22 protein-coding genes and 1 pseudogene are annotated in these 22,741 nt (G+C 60.9%); 11 read left to right on the forward strand and 12 right to left on the reverse strand.

Annotated elements, in window-relative coordinates; genetic code table 11:
• Positions 1–107 precede the first annotated feature (107 nt).
• Both BFQ04_RS05725 and BFQ04_RS05730 read left to right on the forward strand, forming a co-directional pair.
• Positions 108–1,442, forward strand: a complete 1,335-nt coding sequence (locus BFQ04_RS05725) for an amidase (RefSeq protein WP_065949968.1) — start codon at positions 108–110, stop codon at positions 1,440–1,442.
• Between the two features lie 16 nt (positions 1,443–1,458).
• On the forward strand, positions 1,459–1,647 hold the full coding sequence (locus BFQ04_RS05730; protein ID WP_065949969.1) for a hypothetical protein: 189 nt from the start codon (positions 1,459–1,461) through the stop codon (positions 1,645–1,647).
• A gap of 4 nt (positions 1,648–1,651) precedes the next feature.
• On the opposite strand, the gene BFQ04_RS05735 is transcribed toward BFQ04_RS05730, so the two are convergent.
• The 5 genes from BFQ04_RS05735 to desA form a co-directional block, all read right to left on the reverse strand.
• On the reverse strand, positions 1,652–2,851 hold the full coding sequence (locus BFQ04_RS05735; protein ID WP_065949970.1) for a hypothetical protein: 1,200 nt from the start codon (positions 2,849–2,851) through the stop codon (positions 1,652–1,654).
• 13 nt (positions 2,852–2,864) lie between these two features.
• Positions 2,865–3,752, reverse strand: a complete 888-nt coding sequence (locus BFQ04_RS05740) for a nitrilase family protein (protein WP_065949971.1) — start codon at positions 3,750–3,752, stop codon at positions 2,865–2,867.
• A 115-nt stretch (positions 3,753–3,867) separates the two neighbouring features.
• Entirely contained in the window at positions 3,868–5,811 is a 1,944-nt protein-coding gene (locus tag BFQ04_RS05745; protein WP_065949972.1) for a flavin monoamine oxidase family protein, read from the reverse strand.
• A gap of 277 nt (positions 5,812–6,088) precedes the next feature.
• Positions 6,089–7,090 carry a sensor domain-containing diguanylate cyclase gene (locus BFQ04_RS05750; protein WP_065949973.1) on the reverse strand — a complete coding sequence of 334 codons (1,002 nt, stop codon included), beginning with the start codon at positions 7,088–7,090 and terminating at the stop codon, positions 6,089–6,091.
• Between the two features lie 188 nt (positions 7,091–7,278).
• Positions 7,279–8,463, reverse strand: a complete 1,185-nt coding sequence (desA, locus tag BFQ04_RS05755) for a delta-9 fatty acid desaturase DesA (RefSeq protein WP_057725344.1) — start codon at positions 8,461–8,463, stop codon at positions 7,279–7,281.
• Between the two features lie 166 nt (positions 8,464–8,629).
• On the opposite strand from desA, the gene dibA reads away from it, so the two are divergent.
• The 3 genes from dibA (at position 8,630) to BFQ04_RS05770 (ending at position 12,183) form a co-directional block, all read left to right on the forward strand.
• A complete protein-coding gene (gene dibA, locus BFQ04_RS05760; RefSeq protein WP_065949974.1) occupies positions 8,630–10,543 on the forward strand; it encodes a phosphodiesterase DibA in 1,914 nt (637 codons plus the stop codon).
• A 300-nt stretch (positions 10,544–10,843) separates the two neighbouring features.
• On the forward strand, positions 10,844–11,026 hold the full coding sequence (gene oscA / locus BFQ04_RS05765) for a sulfur starvation response protein OscA (RefSeq protein WP_010565387.1): 183 nt from the start codon (positions 10,844–10,846) through the stop codon (positions 11,024–11,026).
• A gap of 146 nt (positions 11,027–11,172) precedes the next feature.
• Positions 11,173–12,183, forward strand: coding sequence for a sulfate ABC transporter substrate-binding protein (locus BFQ04_RS05770; protein ID WP_065949975.1), 1,011 nt, complete (start codon positions 11,173–11,175; stop codon positions 12,181–12,183).
• A 30-nt stretch (positions 12,184–12,213) separates the two neighbouring features.
• Here the strand turns inward: BFQ04_RS05770 and BFQ04_RS29920 are convergent.
• A pseudogene (locus tag BFQ04_RS29920) lies at positions 12,214–12,330 on the reverse strand (outer membrane lipoprotein carrier protein LolA); the annotation flags it as partial.
• A 45-nt stretch (positions 12,331–12,375) separates the two neighbouring features.
• Between BFQ04_RS29920 and cysT the strand changes: the two are divergent.
• The 3 genes from cysT to BFQ04_RS05785 are packed head-to-tail and all read left to right on the forward strand — an operon-like array spanning position 12,376 to position 15,064.
• A complete protein-coding gene (cysT, locus tag BFQ04_RS05775; RefSeq protein WP_065949976.1) occupies positions 12,376–13,194 on the forward strand; it encodes a sulfate ABC transporter permease subunit CysT in 819 nt (272 codons plus the stop codon).
• A gap of 13 nt (positions 13,195–13,207) precedes the next feature.
• On the forward strand, positions 13,208–14,080 hold the full coding sequence (gene cysW / locus BFQ04_RS05780) for a sulfate ABC transporter permease subunit CysW (protein ID WP_065949977.1): 873 nt from the start codon (positions 13,208–13,210) through the stop codon (positions 14,078–14,080).
• Between the two features lie 3 nt (positions 14,081–14,083).
• Positions 14,084–15,064 (forward strand): sulfate/molybdate ABC transporter ATP-binding protein, encoded by a 981-nt coding sequence (locus BFQ04_RS05785; RefSeq protein WP_065949978.1) that lies wholly within the window; start codon positions 14,084–14,086, stop codon positions 15,062–15,064.
• 125 nt (positions 15,065–15,189) lie between these two features.
• On the opposite strand, the gene BFQ04_RS05790 is transcribed toward BFQ04_RS05785, so the two are convergent.
• On the reverse strand, positions 15,190–15,717 hold the full coding sequence (locus BFQ04_RS05790) for an Mpo1 family 2-hydroxy fatty acid dioxygenase (protein WP_065949979.1): 528 nt from the start codon (positions 15,715–15,717) through the stop codon (positions 15,190–15,192).
• Between the two features lie 83 nt (positions 15,718–15,800).
• Between BFQ04_RS05790 and BFQ04_RS05795 the strand changes: the two genes are divergently transcribed.
• A complete protein-coding gene (locus BFQ04_RS05795) occupies positions 15,801–16,487 on the forward strand; it encodes a Crp/Fnr family transcriptional regulator (protein WP_065949980.1) in 687 nt (228 codons plus the stop codon).
• Here the strand turns inward: BFQ04_RS05795 and uraH are convergent.
• The gene (uraH, locus tag BFQ04_RS05800; protein ID WP_065949981.1) at positions 16,482–16,892 is read right to left on the reverse strand and encodes a hydroxyisourate hydrolase; all 411 of its coding nucleotides are present in this window, start codon (positions 16,890–16,892) and stop codon (positions 16,482–16,484) included. The genes BFQ04_RS05795 and uraH overlap by 6 nt on opposite strands.
• 29 nt (positions 16,893–16,921) lie before the next feature.
• Positions 16,922–17,395 carry a GlcG/HbpS family heme-binding protein gene (locus tag BFQ04_RS05805; protein WP_057725353.1) on the reverse strand — a complete coding sequence of 158 codons (474 nt, stop codon included), beginning with the start codon at positions 17,393–17,395 and terminating at the stop codon, positions 16,922–16,924.
• 100 nt (positions 17,396–17,495) lie between these two features.
• On the opposite strand from BFQ04_RS05805, the gene BFQ04_RS05810 reads away from it, so the two are divergent.
• Entirely contained in the window at positions 17,496–17,861 is a 366-nt protein-coding gene (locus BFQ04_RS05810) for a response regulator (RefSeq protein WP_065949982.1), read from the forward strand.
• A 116-nt stretch (positions 17,862–17,977) separates the two neighbouring features.
• Here the strand turns inward: BFQ04_RS05810 and BFQ04_RS05815 are convergent, their stop codons facing one another.
• On the reverse strand, positions 17,978–18,982 hold the full coding sequence (locus tag BFQ04_RS05815) for an AraC family transcriptional regulator (protein WP_065949983.1): 1,005 nt from the start codon (positions 18,980–18,982) through the stop codon (positions 17,978–17,980).
• A 101-nt stretch (positions 18,983–19,083) separates the two neighbouring features.
• On the opposite strand from BFQ04_RS05815, the gene BFQ04_RS05820 reads away from it, so the two are divergent.
• Complete coding sequence (locus tag BFQ04_RS05820) at positions 19,084–20,154, forward strand: fatty acid desaturase (protein WP_065949984.1); 1,071 nt, start codon at positions 19,084–19,086, stop codon at positions 20,152–20,154.
• Here the strand turns inward: BFQ04_RS05820 and BFQ04_RS05825 are convergent.
• Both BFQ04_RS05825 and BFQ04_RS05830 read right to left on the reverse strand, forming a co-directional pair.
• The gene (locus tag BFQ04_RS05825) at positions 20,141–20,956 is read right to left on the reverse strand and encodes an ABC transporter ATP-binding protein (protein WP_065949985.1); all 816 of its coding nucleotides are present in this window, start codon (positions 20,954–20,956) and stop codon (positions 20,141–20,143) included. The genes BFQ04_RS05820 and BFQ04_RS05825 overlap by 14 nt on opposite strands.
• Positions 20,953–22,527, reverse strand: coding sequence for an ABC transporter permease (locus tag BFQ04_RS05830; protein WP_065949986.1), 1,575 nt, complete (start codon positions 22,525–22,527; stop codon positions 20,953–20,955). The genes BFQ04_RS05825 and BFQ04_RS05830 overlap by 4 nt, the downstream gene beginning before the upstream one ends.
• Between the last annotated feature and the right edge of the window lie 214 nt (positions 22,528–22,741).

The following is a 22,741-nucleotide window of genomic DNA, read 5'->3' on the forward strand; positions in this document are numbered from 1 at the left end:
CTGACGGGCTCATCCCAACTCATTATGCGAAGCGGATGACATACATCTGCCTGGAGATCAGGCAGAGTTCCTGCTATCCACCCGTATATGCAGGAGGTTTTTCACTCATGGCTCAACCTCATGGCTTCTTCCAGGGTAAAACTGTCGCAGAGCTTTCCCGACAGGTGCGCAACCAAGAGGTACGTTGCGTTCAACTCACTCAGGCGGCGTTGGACGCTATCCATCAACTGAACCCTGCGATCAATGCCTTCGTCTCGCTTAACGTGGCTGAGGCACTTCACACCGCACAATTGCTCGATAGGGAGATCGACGAGGGTCAGTATCGCGGGCCGCTGCACGGTATCCCCATCGCAATCAAGGACAACATCGATACTCGGGGTATGCCTACGACGTATGGTTCTCACCTGTTTCAAAACCACTGGCCTACGGCTGATGCGCGTTGTGTCGCCCAGCTCAGGACAGCCGGGGCGGTGGTGGTTGGTAAAACGCTGACCAGTGAGTTTGCGCTCGGCCCTACGGGCGAATTTTCATTTCAGGGGCCGTCTCACAATCCTCACGACCTGAACAGGGTCACGGGTGGGTCCAGCGCAGGGAGTGCCGCAGCGGTTGCCGGGGGCATGGTCCCCATCGCGATCGGCACTGATACCGCAGGGTCCATTCGTATTCCAGCGTCTTTTTGTGGCGTGGTTGGGTTCAAGCCTAGTTACGGGCGCATTTCTCTTGAGGGGGTTTACCCTGTCAGCGCCACCCTGGACCATGTCGGTCCACTGGCTCAATGTGTAGAAGACATTGCCATACTGCTGGAGGTACTTAGCGTCTCGCCAATAAGCTGCGTGAAACCTGCCGACAAACCTCGGGCGGTATGGGTGGACCCCAAGGCGATCCACGATGTGGACGAGCGCGTGCTTGCATGCTGCCGTGCACGATTCCACGCGATATTTGGTACCGAACAACGGGCCGTCGATTTCGAAGCGTTGATTCCAGCGGTTCAAAGTGCTTTTAAAACCATTCTGCTCGCAGAGGCTTACGCCGTGCACAGTGCTTACCTGGAGGATGAGGGCAGCCATTTCAGCAGTGAGCTGAGAACTCGCCTCGCATCGGGCAAAGCGATTAGCGCCTGGCAGTTTCTGAATGCGCTGGGAAGCCGTAAGTTGCTGCAGAGCGAAGTGGCTGAACTATTCAAAGCAACCGATTTGCTGGTAATGCCATCCACCGCGATTACGCCACCACGGTTTGGTCTCAAGAGCGTCACTGTCAACGGCGTTGAACATCCCATTCGAGAGGCCATCAATGGCTTGACGAGCGTCTGGAACCTGCTTGGTTTACCCGCCATCAATGTCCCCGCCGGAACCGTGGATGGTCTGCCCTGCGGGTTGCAAATCATTGCTGGCCCGAACCAGGATGAAAAGTTGTTGGCGTGGCTGGCGGCGCTGCAGGTTTAGTCTGCGCGCTCCGGGGTTGGCGGCTGCGAACCTGGGCGACGATGCAGGCATCACTGCCGCCATCGTAGGCCAGGTTGCAGGTGTGTATTACGGTGCGCAGGGCATTCTGCAGGTCTGGTTAAACGCACTGTGGATGCGGGGCCAGATCCACGCCATTGCCTTGGCGCTGATGCAGGTGCCGCAACAGGAAACCAGCCCATTCTGATGCGTTAATCCGCAATCACCATACCGATCAAAGGTACGATCAACACCGTACTGATCGCCATGGACAATACGTTGCCGATATACGGATGCATGTAGTCAGGCAGGCGCCCGGCAATTGCGGAGGCCAGCGGCGGGGCGATCAGGGCTCCCAACAATGCGCTGGTTACAATCACTGTCGCGTTTCCGCCATAGGTCAAGACGGCAGCGGGCACCACAGACACGAGAGGCACATAGGTTGGGTACCAACCACGCTCGCGCCATTGCCGGCGCCACAGGATGATGCCGATCAGAGAAGTCAGCGCTTGACCTGCAATCAGGTGTGGCAACCATCCAGATCCATAAGCGGGGCTCATGGGATTTAATGCATAGGCCAGCAATACCCCGGCGAGCAAACCCAGGCTGGCCCACTCATTGCCAAAGAATGGGGCTTCGGAGAAGTCCGCCAGCACGCGACGTAACGTCCAGCGTATGCCGTAGTCGGGTGTTTTCAGCGGGGGGGCGGGGGGAGGGATGCCGGCCTTGGTTTCAGTTGCACGGCTCACCAGCGCCGGGAGTGCGCGGCAGAGTAAAAATGCGACCACGCTACCTAACGCCATGCCCAGGACATTTCCAATCACCACTGGCAAACCCAGGGGAATACAGAGGTAGTTGACCATCAGCAGACAGCTCGGCGTCACCAGAAGCGCACCGAGCAAGGCGCCGTTGAGCGTGACCTTCCATCCCCCGCCAAACAGCAACACCATGGCCGCCGGAAGTGACACAAATGCAGCGAACGTTGGTTGCCAGGAATCCGCTGTCAGGGTCCAGCCCCAGAGCGCGTTGCTCAGCAGCAGTCCCAGCAATGAACTGGTCACCAACCAAGGCCAGAGCCCCGTGCCGTAGGCGATGCTGAAGCCTTGCCAGGCTTGCGCGTACCGACTGGCCCAGTAACCGAAAGCACCACCGAGCAGCAGACCGAGTGATGCGAACTCGTGTTTGTAGAAGGCCACTTCGCTGATATCGCCGACCACCCAACGTAACCACGCTGTTGGCGAGGGCAGGCTGTCCATCATGTCGTTGTAACCTGGCCAGAGTACCGGTGCCGAGGTGGAGTAAGACACCGACAACGCAGTGAGTGACGCGACCAGGATGAGCGTAGCCGAGATCAGCATGACAAGGTGGCGAACAGATGAGTCCGATGACACTTTTGTGGGTATGTAATCCATGATCGACCCTCCGTCAGCGTGGCAGGCACGGGTGAAGGTGGTAGCCGAGCATCGTGTCATACAGGTCGCTCCGGCGATCCCGTTGCAGGTCGTTAAGGCTGTTCCAGATCGGCGCGCTGCGGGCGCTGGACAAGTCGATGTCGGCGTAAATGATCGCTTGCTCGTCGGATGAGGCGATTTTGCCGATGGGCCAACCGTTGGTGCCGGCAATCAGCGAGCACCCCAGGTAACGCGCATCCTGTTCTTCCCCGATGCGGTTTGCGGCAGCAATGAACACGTTGTTGGCGTGGGCGGCGGTCATGGTCAGGTAAGAGGCCATGCATTTGCCAGCTTCGTCGAACAGGGGCGGCGGGGTCCACACCCAGTTGTTCAGGCTGCAAATGATGTCGGCGCCTTGCTGAGTCAGTATGCGTGGGACTTCGGGGAACCAGATGTCCCAGCAGATCAGTAAGCCTATGCGGCCTATGGATGTTTCAAATACGGGGAATCCAAGGTTGCCAGGGGTGAACCAGAGTTTTTCCTTGTTCCAGAGGTGGGCCTTGCGGTATTTGCCAATCAGGCCATCGGGGCCCAGCAGCACTGCCGTGTCGAACAGCTGCATGCCTTCGCGCTCGGCCAGGCCCGCCACAAGATGTACTTGGTGAGCCTGGGCGAAATCCATCCACGCCCGCAGGCTGGGACCGCCTGGAACGGGTTCGGCATGTAGATAGGCATCATGGCGATTGTTGAATAGATAACCGGTATTGGCCAACTCCGGAAGCACAATCAGATTGGCGCCATTATTCACCGCTTGCAGGGCAAGACTGAGGCTGGTTTCCAGGTTGGAGGCGCGATTGTGGGTACCGACTTGCGGATCAAATTGCACAACGGCGACGCGTACTGGGCTCGTGGAATCGTTCATCGTGTAGACCTCTTTTTATTGTTATGAGCCCACCGGAGCAGGTGGGCGTTTAATAGAAAGTCTTTTTTGCTTGTGCGTCAGTAGGCTGTTTCCGTTAGGGTCGTAGGCAGCTGCTCTATCGATTTAGCGGCCCTTGATACCGGGGATAGTCATCCAGGGTAAAGCCCCCGTTGAACTTGGCGAGGGTGGTACTGCAGAGGTTGATCACTGCGTCGACGGCGCCACGTAGGCACGGCTCGGTCCAGCCCGCATCCACGGAAAACGATTCCCCGGCCAGATACAGGCCGCTGACATGGGCATAGTCCCGGTTGTACTGCATCAAGCTGACTGCGTCGTAGTAGGTCCCCGCGCGATAGAGCTTGGCGCAACCTAGTGCGTTCTTGTCGGTCACCCAGCGTTGGACGATGGCGTTTTGTTTGTCGATGTAGGGCGATATCGTCGCTTTGATATTGGCGCTGCGTAACAGGATGCGGTCCAGTTCCGTGACGCACTTATCGACCAAGGTTTGGTCGTCGAAAGAAGCCAGTTTGGTCGCGTCATCCTCCCAGGTGTAACTGAGCAAGATGCAGTCATAGGGATAGGCGTTGTGGTAGCGGTAGGTGTACACATCGTGGATAAAGCTGTCGGTGACCATGATCTGGGGGATTTTTTTGTTTTTCGACAGAAAGCTTTTCTTGAGCGGCGCATAGACCTTGCAACTGGTTTCCCAGTGGGCGGTTTTGTAAGCATTGGTGACGGAATACGGCAGCATCGCCTGGCTGAAGTTTTCCAGCTGAATGTGTGTTTCGATAATCCAGGATGGCAGTGTCATGATCACGGCATCGAAATCTTCATGGCGTTCTGATGTGGCTCTGGGACTACTGACCTGCCAGTCATAGGTCAAGCGGATTTGGCCGTTTTCAAGCTTGGTCAAGCGAGTCACTGAGGTGTCGGTAAGAAAGCCCTTCCCGCGTTGCCGACTGTGATCATAGAAGGACTTGCCGTTTAACTTGGCCTCCATAAAAAGCAGGCACTCGTCCAGTGCCGTTAGCCCCAGGTAACGCGGCGCATCGAACGGCAAGTCATTGCAGTCTTTGAGGGTGGTTTCCCCTAGATACGGTGACGGAGCGGGATTGCCGTTAATGCCGACGCGCCCATGCACCAGTTGGAGTTGACTGCTGAAACCGAAGATCGCAGTACGTAAAGGATAGAGGCAGCACACGTCATAAAATGCCCCCCAACTGCCATCGCCGATACCGATGGAATAGAAAAGTGTGGACTCTTCCTGGGTCATGCCGAGACCGCCAAAGTCCTCAGGAGTACGGGTGCTCCACGTAACGCTCGCCAACGCCACCAAGTCACGAAAGGACAGGCTTTGGTAACGCGCGACGATAGCGGCCCATAAGGATTCCCATAGTGGCGTGCCATACATCTGGGCGACTTCGTGCGTCATCTGATCGGCAAAACGGCGCCACTTGGCATACACCTCCTGCAATTTTTCTGTCGGAGGTGGCGTGTGGCCTTGCGGGTTTTTCCAGATAAGCATCTGTGGCTGTGGCGTTCCCTCAAGTAACCCTTCGCGCAGGTAAATGCCTGTGTCGCGTACATGCGATGTGCCTGGGTTGGGAAAGTCGGACAGCTGCAGTTCAAAGAGTTTGCAATAGTAGGCCAGCAGCGATTGCCCATCTAAAGGCGATTCACCTGCCTGATTGAACATGGGCATGCGCATGGCGCCCATTTCGAAGGGGGTCTGGCCCAGCATTGGAGATTGGCCGCGATTGAGCATCGATAGGTGACGCCCGCCAACCCGGTGAGACTGTTCCAACAATGTGACGTTGTTGAATCCGCACCGGAGTAATTCGCGCGCAGCGGTCAATCCGGTGATGCCAGCGCCAACGATGCAGATTTTGTAATCGGGTTGGGTTGCCTGGGCGATGCCAAAATCTTGTTCGACCAATTTGCGATAGTTGAAGCACAAGTCCGGAGGACTTGGGAACCGGCCTCGCCATGACGATGGGGCGTGGGCTGTTAAGTGCTTGGCGACCAGGGCGGGGTAGTCGTAGGTGGATCCGATGGTCATGGTTCATGCTCCAGAGTCTGCCCGGTCGGGAGGAATGACCGGCGGCAATGGCGAATGAATTTAGTACCGCGAGGAGGTGGCGGGGGGGTAGATCTTTGTGGTGAGGGTTGGGCGTCCGCTGGAGCGCGGGGCTGCCATCTTTCGACGGTCGTCCTACAGAGAAAATGCTATGAGTGATTGTTGTAGCCCAAGCGCAAAATGCGTTTTGGCGCAAGCTGCGCAGCGTGGAATAGAGACCTTGAAAAAAGCTGCGGGCAAGCCCCGTATTGCCCCCGACCTAACCCGCAATCACGCGGTTCTTGCCCTGGCGCTTGGCCTCATACATCGCCGCATCGGCGCGACCGAACAGTCTGTCGAGCGTTGAGTCATCTTCGCGCAGGCTGGTCAAACCCTGGCTGACCGTCACGGTAAACCCGTGGCCTTCGACGCTGAAACTCAGCGCCTGGATTTCCCTGCCCAGCCGCTCGGCCACCTGCAGGGCCATCTCCGGGGCGCAGCCGGGCAGTACGGCGGCAAACTCTTCTCCACCGATACGCCCGAACAGGTCGCCACGGCGCAACACCCCGCGCCCGCTTTCGGCGATACGTCGCAGCACCTGGTCGCCTTCCAGATGGCCGTAGGTGTCGTTGATGTCTTTGAAATCATCGATGTCCAGCAGCAGGAACGCCAGCGGCGTGCCCTGCGCACAGGCGCTCTCAAAGGCCTGATTGGCGAGCTCGAAGAAGTGCCGGCGGTTGCTGCTCTGGGTCAGCACATCGGTGGTGGCCAGGCGATGCAGTTCCAGCTCCAGGTGCTTTTTTTCGGTAATGTCCTCGGCCATGCCCACGACGATCATCGGCTTGCCTGGCTCGGCCTGCTGGTTGATATAGCATTTGTCGCTGAGCCAGCGAATCTGCCCGTCGAGGGTGACGATGCGGTATTCGCGGTCTTCCACGGCGCCCTGGTCCAATACACGGGCCAGGCTGTGTTCGGCATAGTCGAGGTCTTCGGGGTGGATGCTGTTGCGCCACTCCCGATGGTCGGCCAGCAGCAAACCGGCGCTGCGGCCGAATATGCGTTCGTACGCGGGGCTGACGTACAGCACGCGACGGGTTTCCCAATCGATGGCCCACAGCACGGCATTCACGCTCACCAGCAGCGAGCTGAGCAGCTGCTCACGCTCACTCAGGCGCTCGACCTCACCCTGGGCATGCATCAGCGCCAACAGCGTCGACGCCGCCGCCGGGCGCGGTGGCTGGGCAGAGGACACATCAGGCGTGCAGGGCTTTTCGTGAACCATCGGAACAACTCTCTCTGGGCGCGCCGCAGGATGGAACAGCGGTCACTACAAGGGGTCACCATGATGGCGAAGTGTTCTTTGAGAGAGGGGAATTGCAGTGAAGTTCCGTGATCGGGCTGGATTGGCGGTGCCCGTAAAATGGCGTCAGAAAGCCAGTGTGCGGGAGGGCAAGCCCTCCCGCAGTCGTGTCAGACCCCTGCGGGGCGCAGTGAATAGGTCTTCAATTGATGGGCAAAATCGCGCAGGGATTGGATACCGCTGGCTTCGGCTTCGTGTACCCATTCCTTGATCGCCGCCAGCATGTCGTGGCCATTGGTGCTGGTCTTGAGCCAGATCTGCTGCAGCGCCAGACGCTTCTCGTAAATCACGCTCAGCGCTTGGCTGTGCTCCAGCATGCTTTGAATGCGCACGTGGTGGCGATCGCTCAGCAGGCTGGTTTCCCGCGACAGCAGACGCTTGGCGCGGTGGAACTGGTGGCGGACCGAGTGATCGACTTTCTCCAGCTCCTGCTTGACCAGCGGGCCGATCACCAATTTGCGGTATTGGGCCATGATCTGGAAGCGGTTGTTGAGGATCGCCATGGCGGTGTCCATGTCCAGGTGACCCTTGCCTTCGACGCGGTGGGCGATCGGCGCGACGCGCTGCACCTTGGCCAGGCGCAGGAAGCTGAAGACCTTGATCCAGGCCCAGCCCAGGTCGAACTCCCATTTCTTGACCGACAACTTGGCCGAGTTGGGGTAGGTGTGGTGGTTGTTGTGCAGCTCTTCGCCCCCCACGATGATGCCCCACGGCACCAGGTTGGTCGCCGCATCGCGGCATTCGAAGTTGCGATAGCCCACGGCATGGCCCAGGCCGTTGATCACACCGGCGGCCCAGAATGGAATCCACATCATCTGGATCGCCCAGATGGTGATGCCGATGGTGCCGAACAGCAGCAGGTCGATCACGCCCATGAGCGCCACGCCCAGCAGCGGGAAGCGCGTGTAGAGGTTGCGTTCGATCCAGTCGTCCGGGCAGTTCTTGCCGTAGATGCGCAGGGTCTCGGGGTTTTCCGCCTCGGCGCGGTACAGCTCGGCGCCTTTGCGCAGCACGGTGGACAGGCCCTTGATCACCGGGCTGTGCGGGTCATCGACGGTTTCGCATTTGGCGTGGTGCTTGCGGTGGATAGCGGTCCACTCGCGGGTGTTCTGCGCCGTGGTCAGCCACAGCCAGAAGCGGAAGAAGTGTTTCAGGCCGGCATTGAGCTCGAGCGAGCGATGGGCTGAATAACGGTGCAGATAGACCGTGACCCCAATAATGGTCACGTGGGTCATCAACAGCGTGACTGCCACCAGTTGCCAGGCTGACAGGTCAAGAAAACCGTTGTACCACATAGGCTGTATGGCCCTCAGATAAAGTAAAGAACAGCTCATGCATTATCACTAAGCCTACAGAGAAAACCAGCCACCCTTTCAGATAGGAGTGACTGGATGTTTCTTATTCTATAATCCTCAGCCTTCGTAGGGCGATTCTGTTTTTTTGGTAAGGATTACTGACCATATGCTGTTTTCATACCGAGGAGCCCTACGTACGGGGCTGGTATACCTGCTGATTTCCATTGTATGGCTCAGGCTCAGCCACCACTTATTGATCAACTTTATCGATGAACCCCAGGCGTTGGCGCATTGGCTGCAACTGCGCGGCTATGTCTGGGTGGGCCTGAGCGCGCTGGCTATCTACGTGATGGGCGTGCGTTTCGCCCGGGCCCACCAGCTGCAATTGCCCATTAAGGAAAACCGTGAGCGCCTGCAACAAGCCGCTGCGGTCTTTGATTGCACCCGCGAAGGGGTGCTGGTCACCGATGCCGGGGGCCTGATCGTGCACGTCAATCGGGCATTCATGGAGATCACCGGCTATCGGCGCGAAGACGTCATGGGCAAGCCACCCAGCCTGTTCAAGTCCGGGCGCCATTCGTCGCGTTTTTATCAGCAGATGTTCCAGACCCTCGAACGCAGCGGTGAGTGGAGCGGCGAAATCTGGAACCGACGCCAGAGCGGAGAAGTTTACCCACAGTGGCAGACCATCCGCGTCATCCGGGATGAGCAAGGCCACATCAGCCACTATGTCGCGGTGTTTTCGGACATCAGCGCCATCAAGGACTCCGAACACGAACTGGCGCACCTGGCTCATCACGACCCGCTGACCGACCTGCCCAACCGCCTGCTGTTCACCGACCGCGCCGAGCAGGCGCTGGCCTCGGCACAAGTGCACAAACGTGGCTGTGCATTGCTGCTGCTGGACCTGGATCACTTCAAGATCATCAATGACAGCCTGGGCCACAATGTGGGCGATCAACTGCTCAAGCTGGTGGCCGTGCGTCTGACAGGGCTGTTCGGGCCTGGGGTGACCCTGGCGCGCCTGGGCGGCGACGAATTCGCCGTGCTGGCGGAGAGTTGCCCCCAGGTGATGCAGGCTGCGGCCCTGGCGCAGCGCATGCTCGATGCCATGAAGGAGCCGTTTGTGTTTGACGGCAACCAGCTGTTTATCAGCGCCAGCATCGGCATCAGCCTGTTCCCCAGCGATGCGCTGAGCGCCGAGCAGTTGTTGCGCAACGCCGACTCGGCCCTGTTCAAGGCCAAGCACGCGGGCCGTGAGGGCTACGCCTTGTACACCGAGGAACTGACGGCTCACGCGCAGAACCGTGTGGAAATCGCCAGCGAACTGCGTCGCGCCCTCGACCAGCAGGAGCTGCGCGTCTACTACCAGCCGGTGCACGGCCTGCAGGACAGCCGCCTGATTGGCGTCGAAGCGCTGGTGCGCTGGCAGCATCCGGAACGCGGCCTGGTGCCGCCGGGCGAATTTATCCCCATCGCCGAGCGCACCGGGTTGATCGCCGACATCGACGCCTGGGTGATGAACCAGGCCTGCCGCCAGATGTGCCAATGGCTGGCGGACGGCGCGCCGTTGGGGTTTATCGCGGTCAACGTGTCCAGCCGGCTGTTTGCCCGGCGCGAACTCTACGACCACGTGGGCCGGGTGCTTCACGATACAGGGCTGGATCCAGCCTTCCTTGAGCTGGAAGTCACCGAAAGCGCGGTGATGGACGACCCGGAAGTCGCCCTTGAACAACTGCACCGCCTGCGCGAGCTGGGTTTGTGCCTGGCCATCGACGACTTCGGCACTGGCTATTCCTCGCTGTTGCGCCTCAAGCGCCTGCCGGTGCAGAAACTCAAGATCGACCAGGGCTTTGTTGCCGGCTTGCCGTGGGATGAAGACGACGCCGCCATCGTGCGCGTGGTCATCGCCCTGGCCAAAAGCATGGGCATGCAGGTGCATGCCGAAGGGATCGAGCAGGTGGAGCAGGCCCGCTTCCTGCTGGACCAGGAATGCGACATGGGGCAGGGGTACTGGTTTGGAAAGCCGGTGCCGGCTGACGAGATCAATTGGGCACAAGCACCCGCCATCCGAGCTTGAAATGCAGTCCAGGTGTGGGAGGGGGCTTGTCCCCGATGGCAGTGGGTCAGCCAAGAGTCACTAACCTGACACACCGCTATCGGGGGCAAGCCCCCTCCCACATTGGAACTGCACAAGGCTTTATTTCAGTGCTGTGGTTCAAAACCCACGCGCAACCCCACGCCCCGCCAGAAAATTCTTTCTGGTTATATAAACATTCTTAAATAGTATTTTTAAGAATATCCCCGCTTATCTACTATCGCTCTCACGCCGCAAGCAGTGCCGCCACTGCCAGGCACTATTCATTTCAGGAGCGAGACCATGAGCGCATCTCTACGTAGCGTCGACGGCCAGGACGAAGCAGCCATTTTGCGTGAGATCCAGAGCGCCCTGCGCGATCTGCGGTTTGGCGCGGTGGAAATCACCGTACACAACGCTCAAGTGGTGCAGATCGAACGCAAGGAAAAATTCCGCCTGCAGAACCCGGGTAACAAACCCGCCTAAGAATAAGCCACGAGTAGGAGCGAGCTTGCTCGCGAAAAACGCCAACGATAACGCAGCGCATCAGGTTTAACGCGGTGCTCCTGGTTTTTTCGCGAGCAAGCTCGCTCCTGCAGGGTTGCGCCAACATAAGAATTTCAGGAGCTTCTATGTCGTCGATTCGCCGTTATGCCCTGGCCGCGCTGGCCAGTGCCGTGTTTGCCGGTTCCGCCGTTGCCAAGGACTACGAGTTGCTCAACGTCTCCTACGACCCGACCCGTGAGCTGTACCAGGACTACAACGCTGAGTTCACCACCTTCTGGAAGCAGTCCCACCCGGGCGACAACGTCAAGATCCAGCAATCCCACGGCGGCTCGGGCAAGCAAGGCCGCGCGGTGATCGACGGCCTGCGCGCCGACGTGGTGACCCTGGCCCTGGCCGGTGACATCGACGAAATCGCCAAGCTGGGCAAGACCCTGCCTGAAAACTGGCAAACCCGCCTGCCGGACGCCAGCACCCCGTACACCTCGACCATCGTGTTCCTGGTGCGCAAGGGCAACCCCAAAGGCATCAAGGACTGGGGCGACCTGATCAAGAAAGACGTATCGGTGATCACGCCTAACCCGAAAACCTCCGGCGGTGCGCGCTGGAACTTCCTCGCCGCCTGGGCCTACGGCCTCAAGGCTGGCGGCAGCGAAGCCAAGGCTCAGGAATACGTTCAAGCGTTGTTCAAGCACGTGCCGATCCTCGACACCGGCGCACGCGGTTCCACCATCACCTTCGTCAACAACGGTCAGGGCGACGTGCTGCTGGCCTGGGAAAACGAAGCGTTCCTGGCGCTCAAGGAAGACGGCGGCGCCGACAAGTTCGACATCGTCGTGCCGTCCCTGTCGATCCTCGCGGAGCCGCCGGTGGCCGTGGTCGACAAGAACGCCGAGAAAAAGGGCAATACCGAGATCGCTACCGAATACCTCAAGCACCTGTACAGCCCGGCTGGCCAGGAGATTGCGGCGAAAAACTTCTACCGCCCACGCGATGAGAAAGTCGCCGCCAAATACGCCCAACAATTCCCTGAACTGGACCTGGTCACCATCGACAAAGACTTCGGCGGCTGGAAAACTGCCCAACCGAAATTCTTTAACGACGGTGGCGTGTTCGACCAGATCTACACGGCGCAATAAACACACCGATCACTGTAGGAGCGAGGCGGGCGGATAGCCCTTGCTCGCGAAAAACTTCAAGGCACCGCGTGCATTCAGACTGCCCGCGTTATCGTTGACGATCTTCGCGAGCAAGCTCGCTCCTACAGGGGTCAGGAGAGCCCGCATTCGTTTGCGGGTTTTGCATGTCTGTTCCCTTAACCAAGGACTCTTATGTCGCGTCGTATTTCCCCCGTCATACCCGGCTTCGGGCTGACGCTGGGCTACACCGTGGTGTACCTCAGCCTGATCGTACTCATCCCCCTGGCGGCGATGTTTGTACACGCCGCTCAACTCACCTGGGATCAGTTCTGGAACATCATCTCCGCACCGCGCGTGCTGGCGGCGTTGAAACTGAGCTTCAGCACCGCGTTGTACGCCGCGCTGATCAACGGCGTGATCGGCACGCTGCTGGCCTGGGTGTTGGTGCGCTACACCTTCCCCGGACGCAAGATCATCGATGCGATGATCGACTTGCCGTTCGCCTTGCCCACCGCTGTGGCCGGTATCGCGCTGACCGCGCTGTATGCGCCCAACGGTCTGGTGGGCCAGTTCGCCGCCGACCTGGGCTTCAAGATCGCCTACACCCCGCTGGGCATTACCCTGGCGCTGACCTTCGTGACCTTGCCCTTCGTGGTGCGCACGGTGCAGCCGGTACTGGCCGATATCCCCCGGGAAGTCGAAGAAGCCGCCGCCTGCCTGGGCGCCAAGCCTTTGCAAGTGTTCCGCCACATCCTCGTGCCGGCCCTGTTGCCGGCCTGGCTGACCGGTTTCGCGCTGGCCTTCGCCCGTGGCGTCGGTGAGTACGGCTCGGTGATTTTCATCGCCGGCAACATGCCGATGAAAACCGAAATCCTGCCGTTGCTGATCATGGTCAAGCTCGACCAGTACGACTACCGCGGCGCCACCTCTATCGGTGTGCTGATGCTGGTGGTTTCCTTTGTCCTGCTGCTGCTGATCAACTTGTTGCAGCGGCGCATCGAACGTCCATAAGGAGGCGCGGAACATGTCCCAATCGTCTATCTCCGCCGCGTCCTCGGCCAACGCCGCCCGGCGTGGCAGCGCCACCTCGCGACGTACCCTGATCGGCCTCGGCTGGCTGGTGTTCGCCCTGTTCCTGCTGCTGCCGTTGTTGATCGTGGTGTCCCAGGGCCTGAAGAATGGCCTCGGCGCGTTCTTCACCGCGATCCTTGAACCGGACGCGCTGTCGGCGCTGAAACTCACGGTGATCGCCGTGGTGATCTCGGTGCCGCTCAACCTGGTGTTTGGCGTCAGCGCCGCGTGGTGCGTGAGCAAATATTCATTCCGTGGCAAAAGCATCCTGGTGACGCTGATCGACCTGCCGTTCTCGGTGTCCCCGGTGATCGCAGGCCTGGTCTACGTGCTGATGTTCGGCGCCCAGGGCTTTTTCGGCCCCTGGCTGCAGGAACATGACATCCAGATCGTGTTCGCCTTGCCCGGTATCGTGCTGGCGACCATCTTCGTCACCGTGCCGTTCGTGGCCCGTGAGCTGATCCCGCTGATGCAGGAGCAGGGCACCCAGGAAGAAGAAGCCGCGCGCCTGCTCGGGGCCAACGGCTGGCAGATGTTCTGGCATGTCACCGTACCGAACATCAAGTGGGGCCTGATCTACGGCGTGGTGCTCTGTACGGCGCGGGCCATGGGGGAGTTCGGCGCAGTGTCGGTGGTGTCCGGCCATATTCGCGGCGTGACCAACACGCTGCCGCTGCACGTCGAGATTCTCTACAACGAATACAACCACGTCGCCGCCTTTGCGGTGGCCAGCCTGTTGCTGATCCTGGCGCTCTTCATCCTGCTGCTCAAGCAGTGGAGCGAGAACCGAATCAACCGCCTGCGCAACAGCGCCGGTGAGGAATAAGTCATGTCGATCGAAGTCCGTAATGTCAGCAAGAACTTCAACGCCTTCAAGGCCCTGGACAGCATCAACCTGGATATCCAGAGTGGCGAGCTGGTGGCGTTGCTGGGCCCCTCCGGCTGCGGCAAGACCACCTTGCTGCGCATCATCGCAGGCCTGGAAACCCCGGATGCCGGCAGCATCGTGTTCCACGGCGAGGACGTCTCCGGTCACGATGTGCGTGATCGCAACGTGGGCTTTGTGTTCCAGCACTACGCGCTGTTCCGCCACATGACCGTGTTCGACAACGTTGCTTTCGGCCTGCGCATGAAGCCGAAAAACCAGCGCCCGACGGAAAGCCAGATCGCGAGCAAGGTTCACGAACTGCTGAACATGGTGCAGCTCGACTGGCTCTCCGATCGCTACCCGGAACAACTCTCCGGCGGCCAGCGCCAGCGTATCGCCCTGGCCCGGGCCCTGGCGGTGGAGCCTAAGGTGCTGCTGCTGGACGAACCCTTCGGCGCCCTCGATGCCAAGGTGCGCAAAGAACTGCGGCGCTGGCTGGCGCGCTTGCACGAGGATATCAACCTGACCTCGGTGTTCGTGACCCATGACCAGGAGGAGGCCATGGAAGTCGCCGACCGTATCGTGGTGATGAACAAGGGCGTGATCGAGCAGATCGGTTCACCGGGCGACGTCTACGAAAACCCGGCCAGCGATTTTGTGTACCACTTTCTGGGTGACTCCAACCGCTTGCACCTGGGCGAGGACAAACACCTGCTGTTCCGCCCGCATGAGGTGTCGCTGTCGCGGCATGAGCTGGAGGATCACCACGCGGCTGAGGTGCGGGACATCCGGCCGCTGGGTGCGACTACTCGCGTGACCCTGAAGGTCGAAGGCCAGCCCGAGCTGATCGAAGCCGAAGTGGTGAAGGACCACGACAGCCTGACCGGCCTGGCCCGTGGCGAGACCCTGTTCTTCAAACCCAAGGTCTGGCAAAAAGCCTGAGCACGCCCCAGAACCCCATGTGAAAACGGGACCAATGTGGGAGGGGGCTTGCCCCCGATAGCGGTGTGTCAGTCACACATATTCTGACTGATCCACCGCCATCGGGAGCAAGCCCCCTCCCACATTCAGATTCCACTGGGCTTGAGATCGCGGCGCGCCACCGGGCCTGAGCGGTGCTCAATCTGCTGCTTCAGCGCCTGCCGCAACCCCAGCAGAAACGCCAACTCCGCCACCACAAACAACGGCCCCACAATCAGCCCCGACACATCATCCACAAACGCCGGCTTTCGGCCTTCGTAGTAATGCCCGACAAACTGAATCACCCAGCCCACCACAAACATCCCGATACCGCTGCTCAACCACACCATCGTGCTCTGCGCCGCCAGCACGTGCCCGGCCCATACCGACAAGCCCATCAACAGCGTCATCAACAATCCCAGGGCCAGTTCCAGGCGCAGGTAAAACCACGCCGAAAACAGCGCCAGCACTACCGCCGGTGAAACCCACAGCGCGCCCAGCGCCCATTCGGGGCGTGACAGCAGCACGGCGACCGCCACCACGATCAAGGGAATGCCGATGAAATGGCTGGCGATATTGCGTGGGTCGCGGTGGTAGGCGGCGTATTGACTGAGGTGGTCGACGAGGCTTTTCATTGTTGTTCCTCCTGTAGGATGTTTGATCATGCCCTGTCAGTCGGCGCCTAACTGTCAACTGGGCGACAATCTTCGGAGTTCCCATGGACACAGGCAAATGGCACGCGCATCTGCTCAGCGGCCACTGGTTTGGCCATCTGCCAGCAGACCTGCAGCATAGCCTGCTGGCGGCGGCGCGGGTGCGCATGCTGACGGCGGGGCAGTTTCTGTTCAAGCGCGGCGATCCGCCATGTGGCCTGTATGCGGTGCTGGAAGGGGCGGTGCGCATCAGCGCGGTGAATGCCCAGGGCAAGGAAGCGGTGCTGAGCCTGGTGGAGACGCCTTACTGGTTCGGCGAGATCTGCCTGTTCGACAACCTGCCGCGCACCCACGATGCGCTCGCCACGGGCCCTTGCACACTGGCGCAGGTGCCGCAGGCGGCGATGCTCGGCATACTCGAGCGGCATCCGGCGTATTGGCGCGATGTGGCCCTGTTGATGAGCCACAAGCTGCGCCTGTCGTTGATCAATATCGAACAGATGAGCCTGATGCCCGCGTCGGCGCGGCTGGCCCATCGGCTGCTGATGATTGCTCAAGGCTACGGTGAGCGAACGCAAGCGCGCCGGGTGTTGCAACTGCCGCAGGAGGACCTGGCGGCGATGCTCGGCCTGTCGCGCCAGACCACCAACAGCCTGCTCAGGGCGCTGGAGCAACAGGGCGTCCTTGGCCTGAGCTACGGGGCCATCGAGATTCTCGACCTCAATGGCCTGCGGCTGGCTGCCGGCCTATGAACCGCGATAGGTGGAGAAGCCGTAAGGGCTGAGCAGCAGCGGGATGTGGTAGTGCTGGTCGGCCTGCTTGACCTGGAAAATCACCGGCACTTCGGGGAAGAAGGTTTCGCGGTTGGCTTTCTTGTAATAGTCGCCAGTCTTGAACACCACGCGGTACTCGCCCGGTTTCATGCTGCGATCAGCGGGAAACAGTTCGGCGATGCGCCCCTGTTCATTGGTCACGCCCCGGGACAGCGATTGCCATTGGTCGCCCACGTGTTCTTCCAGGGTGACGTTGACGCCGGCGCTGGGCAGGCCGTTTTCCAGGTTGAGCACATGCACGCTCAGCGGGTTGCCGGCGGCCATGGCCAGGGTGCACAGGCCGCTCAGGCTGAGGGCGGCGAGGGTCATGCTGAGGGTTTTCATCGTGAAGTCCTTTTTTGACAGAGGTGGTATCAAGGGGTGATTTTCAGGCCCAGTTGCTCGGCCGCCTGTACCGCGCAGGCTTCGTCCTGCGCGGCGCCGCCGGCACCGGCAATACCCAGCGCGCCGACCAGCTCGGCGTCGGCAAACAGCGGCACGCCACCACCGAGCAACAGCAACTCGGGCAAGCTGTTAAGGTTGGCGGCCTCGGGGTTGTTGCGCGCGCGCTCGGCGAACAGTCGGGTCGGGGTTTTGCTCGACAACGCCGTGTAGGCCTTGCGCTGGCTGGCGAGGCTGTTGTGTGGGCCGACGCCGTCGGCGCGCAGGCTCAGCAACAGGTTGCCGCCACGGTCGAGTACGGTCAGCGCGGCGGTGCAGTGCGCCAGGCCGGCATCGGCCAATTGGCGCGCGGTACGCAGATCCAGCTCGGCGTGGCGTGGCAGTTGCGGCGTGGCCTGGGCGGCAGTCGCCACGGCGAGGCTCAGGAACAAGGCAGTGCGAAACATGGTGAGGGCTCCAGATGGCAGGCCGTCACGGTAGCCAGTGGACGTGGTCAAAAGCCGCACAATTTGATGACAGGTTTGTAATCAAACCCAGAGGTAAGGCATGCAGGTGTTGTTAGTGGAAGACCAGCCGCAACTGGCGCAACGCATGGCCCAGGGCCTGAGCGAAGCCGGTTTCGGCGTGGAAGTCGCGGCCAACGGCATGGCGGCGCAGCGCTTTGTGGAAAGCACCGAGTACGACCTGGTGATCCTGGACGTGATGCTGCCGGGCCTGAATGCGTGGAAGTTGCAGCAGGCGATTCGCCAGCGAGGAGAAACGCCCGTGCTGTTCCTGACCACGCCGGATGGCATTGAAGATCGGCTGCGAGGGTTGGAATTGCATGAGGATGATTACTTGCTCAAGCCGTTTGACGCCAAGGCGTTGGTGGCGCGGGTGAGGAAATTGTTGCGGCGTGATCGGGGGCGGTGATTGCCAGTGACACCGCTATCGGGGGCAAGCCCCCTCCTACATTTGAACTGTGAATACCTTCAAGTGTGGGAGGGGGCTTGCCCCCGATGAGGCCACCACAACCCCTGCAAATCTTCCTAGCGCAACCCATCCCTGAACTGCCCCGGCGTCATCCCCGTCCAGCGCTTGAACGCCCGGTTGAAACTGCTGGTATCGGCAAACCCCAGCAAATGACTGATCTCGGCCAATGAACACTGCGGGTCGCGCAGGTGCAACAGCGCCAGGTTCTGCCGGCATTCATTGAGCAACGCATCAAACCGACACCCTTCATCCGCCAGGTGCCGCTGCAGGCTGCGCAGACTCAAATGCAACGCCTGGGCGATCCGCTCCGCGCCGGGTTCGCCGTCGGGCAGTTGCGCCTCGATGGCGGCGCGCACCTTGCGCTCCCAGGTCAGCGGTTGCAGTTGCGCCAGGGTGCGCTTGAGCACGGTTTCATTGTGTTCGGCCAACTCCGGGTTGGCATCGTCCAGGTGGCTGTCGAAGTCGCGGGCGGCGAACTCCAGGCGGTCTTCCTCGGCGCCAAAGAATACCGGTGCGCGAAACACCCTGTGCCAGGGCGCGGGGTCGGCCGGCGCCGGGCGCCGCAGGTAAACCGCCAGCGGTGCGTAGTCGCGCCCCAGGCGATTGCGGCAGGTACGCACATAGATCGCCGCAAACGCATCGATGGCTTCCAGCGCTGGCGCCGGGCTGCCTTCGGGTTGCAGCAGGCGAAAACGGTAGCAGTCGCCGTGTCGGCTCAACTCCAGGCTCAGCGCATCACTGACCACCTGGTGATAGCGCACGATTCGTTCGAACACTTCGCGCAAACTGCCGCTGGCCACCAGCGCATAACCCAACGCATGAAAGGTCGTGGGGCTGACAAACCGCGACACCCGCAAACCAATCGCCGGATCGCCACTGGCCTGCACCGCCAGTGCCCACAGGCGTGTGGTGGCCGACAACGGGTAGCGTGCGTTCGGGTCGTCCATCAGCAGCGGGTCGAGCCCGGCCTCAAGGCACAGCGCGGCGCTGTCCAGGCCCAGGGCATCGAGTTGTTTGCGCAGGGCGCGGGTCCAGCTGGCGAGGGAGGTGGGTTCAGTCATGGCGATTGGCGCTTGCGGTCAACAGGTTGGCGTGCGGAGCTAGCGGTCTGCGCCAGGGTTGGGTGCAGGATGCAGGCATCACTCCACAAGAGAATGGAAGCATGGACGGTACTTGTGCAAGTCCCCAGCAGATGAACGCGCAACAGCGTTCGGCGCATATCCGCGAGGTGGTGCTGGCCGAGGGCGCGCGCCTGCGCCGACGGCACCCCTCGCTGCTGCATCAGGATGCGCTGGGCGCGGGCATCCTGGCGCTCGCGTTGGTCGGCATGATCGGTTCGGCGGCGCTCTATATCAGCGGTCACATGGCCTGGTGGGTGTGCCTGCTGCTCAATGCCTTCTTCGCCTCACTCACCCATGAGCTGGAGCACGACCTGATCCACAGCATGTACTTTCGCAAGCAGCGCGTGCCCCACAACCTGATGATGGGCCTGGTGTGGCTGGCGCGGCCGAGCACGATCAACCCGTGGATTCGCCGGCACCTGCACCTCAATCATCACAAGGTCTCCGGCACCGAGGCCGACATGGAAGAGCGTGCGATCACCAACGGCGAGCCCTGGGGCATCGCGCGGTTGCTGATGGTGGGGGACAACATGATGTCGGCCATGATCCGCCTGCTGCGCGCCAGGACCTGGCCGCACAAGTTCAGCATCCTCAAGCGCGTGTTGCTGGTGTACGCACCGCTGGCGCTGCTGCATTGGGGCGCGTGGTACATCTTCCTCGGCTTTCATGCCGCCAACGGCATCGCCGGCCTGATGGGCGCGCCTATCGACTGGTCAGCCGGGACGCTGCAGATGATGCAGGTGATCGATATCGCGGCGGTGGTGATCATCGGCCCCAACGTGCTGCGCACCTTTTGCCTGCACTTCGTCAGTTCCAACATGCATTACTACGGCGATGTGGAGCCGGGCAATGTGATCCAGCAGACCCAGGTGCTCAACCCCTGGTGGATGTGGCCGTTGCAGGCGTTCTGTTTCAATTTCGGCAGCACCCACGGCATCCACCATTTTGTGGTGAAGGAGCCGTTCTATATCCGCCAGATGACGGTCAGGGTGGCGCATAAGGTCATGGCCGAGATGGGCGTGCGCTTCAATGATTTCGGCACCTTTGCGCGGGCCAATCGGTTTGAACGCGAGGAGCAACCGGACAGCGAACTCGCGTTCAGCAAGCAATGAATGCCAGCGGCAGGTCGCGGATCTGTTCGCGCACCGGCGGCTGGTAGTGATCGTCGCTGATCAGTTCATGCAGCAGTTCTTCGCGCAATTGGTGGAATTCAAAGCTGCTGCGCTGGCGCGGGTGGGGCAGGGCGATCTCGACCACCTGCTTGATCCGCCCGGGCCGGGGCTCCATCACCACCACGCGGTCGGCGAGGAAGATCGCCTCTTCCACATCGTGGGTCACCAGCACCGTGGTGATTTTGGCGCGGGCGCGAATCGCCAGCAGTTCGTCCTGCATCTGCTGGCGGGTCAGCGCATCCAGTGCGCCGAACGGCTCGTCCAGCAGCAGAATCCGTGGGCTGGCCACCAGGCCACGGGCGATCGCTACCCGTTGCGCCATACCGCCGGACAGTTGGTGGGGATAGGCGCGGGTGAAGTCGGCGAGGCCCACCAGTTCGATAAAGTCGCCAATGCGTCGGCTGCGCTCGGCCTCGCTCAAGGGCTCATTGACCAGGCCCAGGCCGATGTTCTGCGCCACCGTCAGCCAGGGGAACAAGCGGTGTTCCTGGAACACGATGCCGCGTTCGCTGTCGATGCCGCTCACGGCTTTGCCATCGACCTGAATCTGCCCGCGAAACTGCGTATCCAGCCCCACCAGCAAGCGTAAAAGCGTGGACTTGCCGCAGCCGCTCGAACCGACAATCGCCACAAATTCGCCCTCGGCAATCTCCAGGTTGAATTCGCGGATGGCTTCCAGCTCGACGCCATCCACCTCGAAGGACTTGCCCACATGGTTGAAGCTGACAATCGGTGCGTTCATGCGTGTCTCCAGCCGGTGACGCGGCTTTCAAGGCGTTGGCCGATAAGGTTGAGGGTGGCGCCGGTGAGGCCGACCAGCAGCATGCCGCTCATGATCAAATCCATGCGCAGCAACTGCTGGGCGCCGATCATGAGGCTGCCGATGCCGCCATTGGACGGCATGAAGTATTCCGCGCCGATGGTGCCCAGCCAGGCGTAGATCAGGCTCAGGCGCAGCCCGGCGAAAATGCCCGGCGCGGCACCGGGCAGTATCAGGCGGCGCAGCCGTTGGAACAGGTTCAGGCGCAGCACCTGCGCGGCTTCGTTCAGTTGCGGTGACAGGTTCAACACGCTGCGCTGGGTGGCGATAAACAGCGGGAAAAACGCCGCCAGGCCAATGAACACCCACTTGGCCAATTCCCCCAGGCCAAACCAGGCCGTGAGCAACGGCACCCAGGCAAAGATTGCGATCTGGCGCAAAGCCGCCAGGGTAGGGCCGAGCACCCGCTCGCTGCGCGGTGACAAGCCCAGCCATAAGCCGATGGCAAACCCCAGGCTGGCGCCCAATGCCAGGCCACCCAGGGTGCGCCCCAGGCTTTTGCCCAGCGCGCCCGACAGCGTGCCATCCACGACGCCCGTGGCGGTGGTCTGCAGCACAGTCCATGGGCTCACCAGGATATTCGCGTCGACCCAGCCCTGCTGCGTCGCCACTTGCCACAGCGCCAGCAACCCCAGCGGCAGCAGCCACGGCTGCAGGCGCTGCCAGCCCTGGTAACGCGGGCCGCGCCGGATGTGCGCGGTGGCCGGATGCGGCCAGTGCACCCATTTGCGGTCCAGCCAGCCGACGCTACGGTCCATCACCACGCCCAGCACGCCGATGACCACGATGCACACAAAGACAATATCGAGCATGAACAACTGGCGTGCCCACACCATCAGGTAGCCGATGCCTTCACTGGAGGCCAGCAACTCCACCGCCAGCAGCGACGTCCAACCGGCCGCCAGGGCCAGGCGCACACCGGCCATGAACGCCGGCAGTGCGGCGGGCAGGATCAGTCGGCGGATCAGCAGGTGGGTGGGCAGGCGCAGCACGCGGGCAGCTTCGCGCAACTGCGGCTGGGCATCGCGCACGCCGACCAGCGTATGCAAGGTCACGGGTACCACGATGGCCTTGACCAGCACCACCAGTTTCAGGGTTTCGCCGATGCCGAAAAACACCATGAACAACGGGATCCACGCCAGGGTCGGCACTTGCGCCAGCGCGCTGAACGTGGGAAACACCAGGCGCTCGGCGCGCGCACTGAAGCCCAGCCAGGCGCCGAGCAACGCACCGGCGCCGATGCCCGCCAGCAAGCCCCAGAACAAGCGCTGCACACTGATCGCCAGATGGCTCCATAGCTCGCCGCCCGCCAGTTCCACGGCGCTGCTCCACACCAGTGCAGGCGGCGGCAGGATTTGTTCGCTCATCCACTGATGACGGCTGGCCAGCCACCACAAGGCTAATAGCGTCAGCGGTAACAGCCAGGGGCTGAGCGCCGGCCAGCGCAGTGTGGGGGTGGTCAGAGGCGGGCTTAACCGTGCGGTCCGGGCCATCGGGGACCTTCCTTTCGTTATGTGATTCCGATCTTATAAAAACGTAATCAAGATGATTGTGCGATAAGAGAGTCCATTTAAAGCCCGTGCCCGGCACGCATCCAATGCATTCGGAGAATATTTTCGATGCTGTTTATGCATAGCCCGCTGCAGCCTGCGGTTTGTCTCGCATAGTTCAAAAAGTTATTAAATTGTGAATTTATAGTATTTAAAG

Origin of the sequence: Pseudomonas sp. 37 R 15, assembly GCF_900004865.1 — a bacterium.
Classification (GTDB): Bacteria; Pseudomonadota; Gammaproteobacteria; order Pseudomonadales; family Pseudomonadaceae; genus Aquipseudomonas; species Aquipseudomonas fluorescens_AM.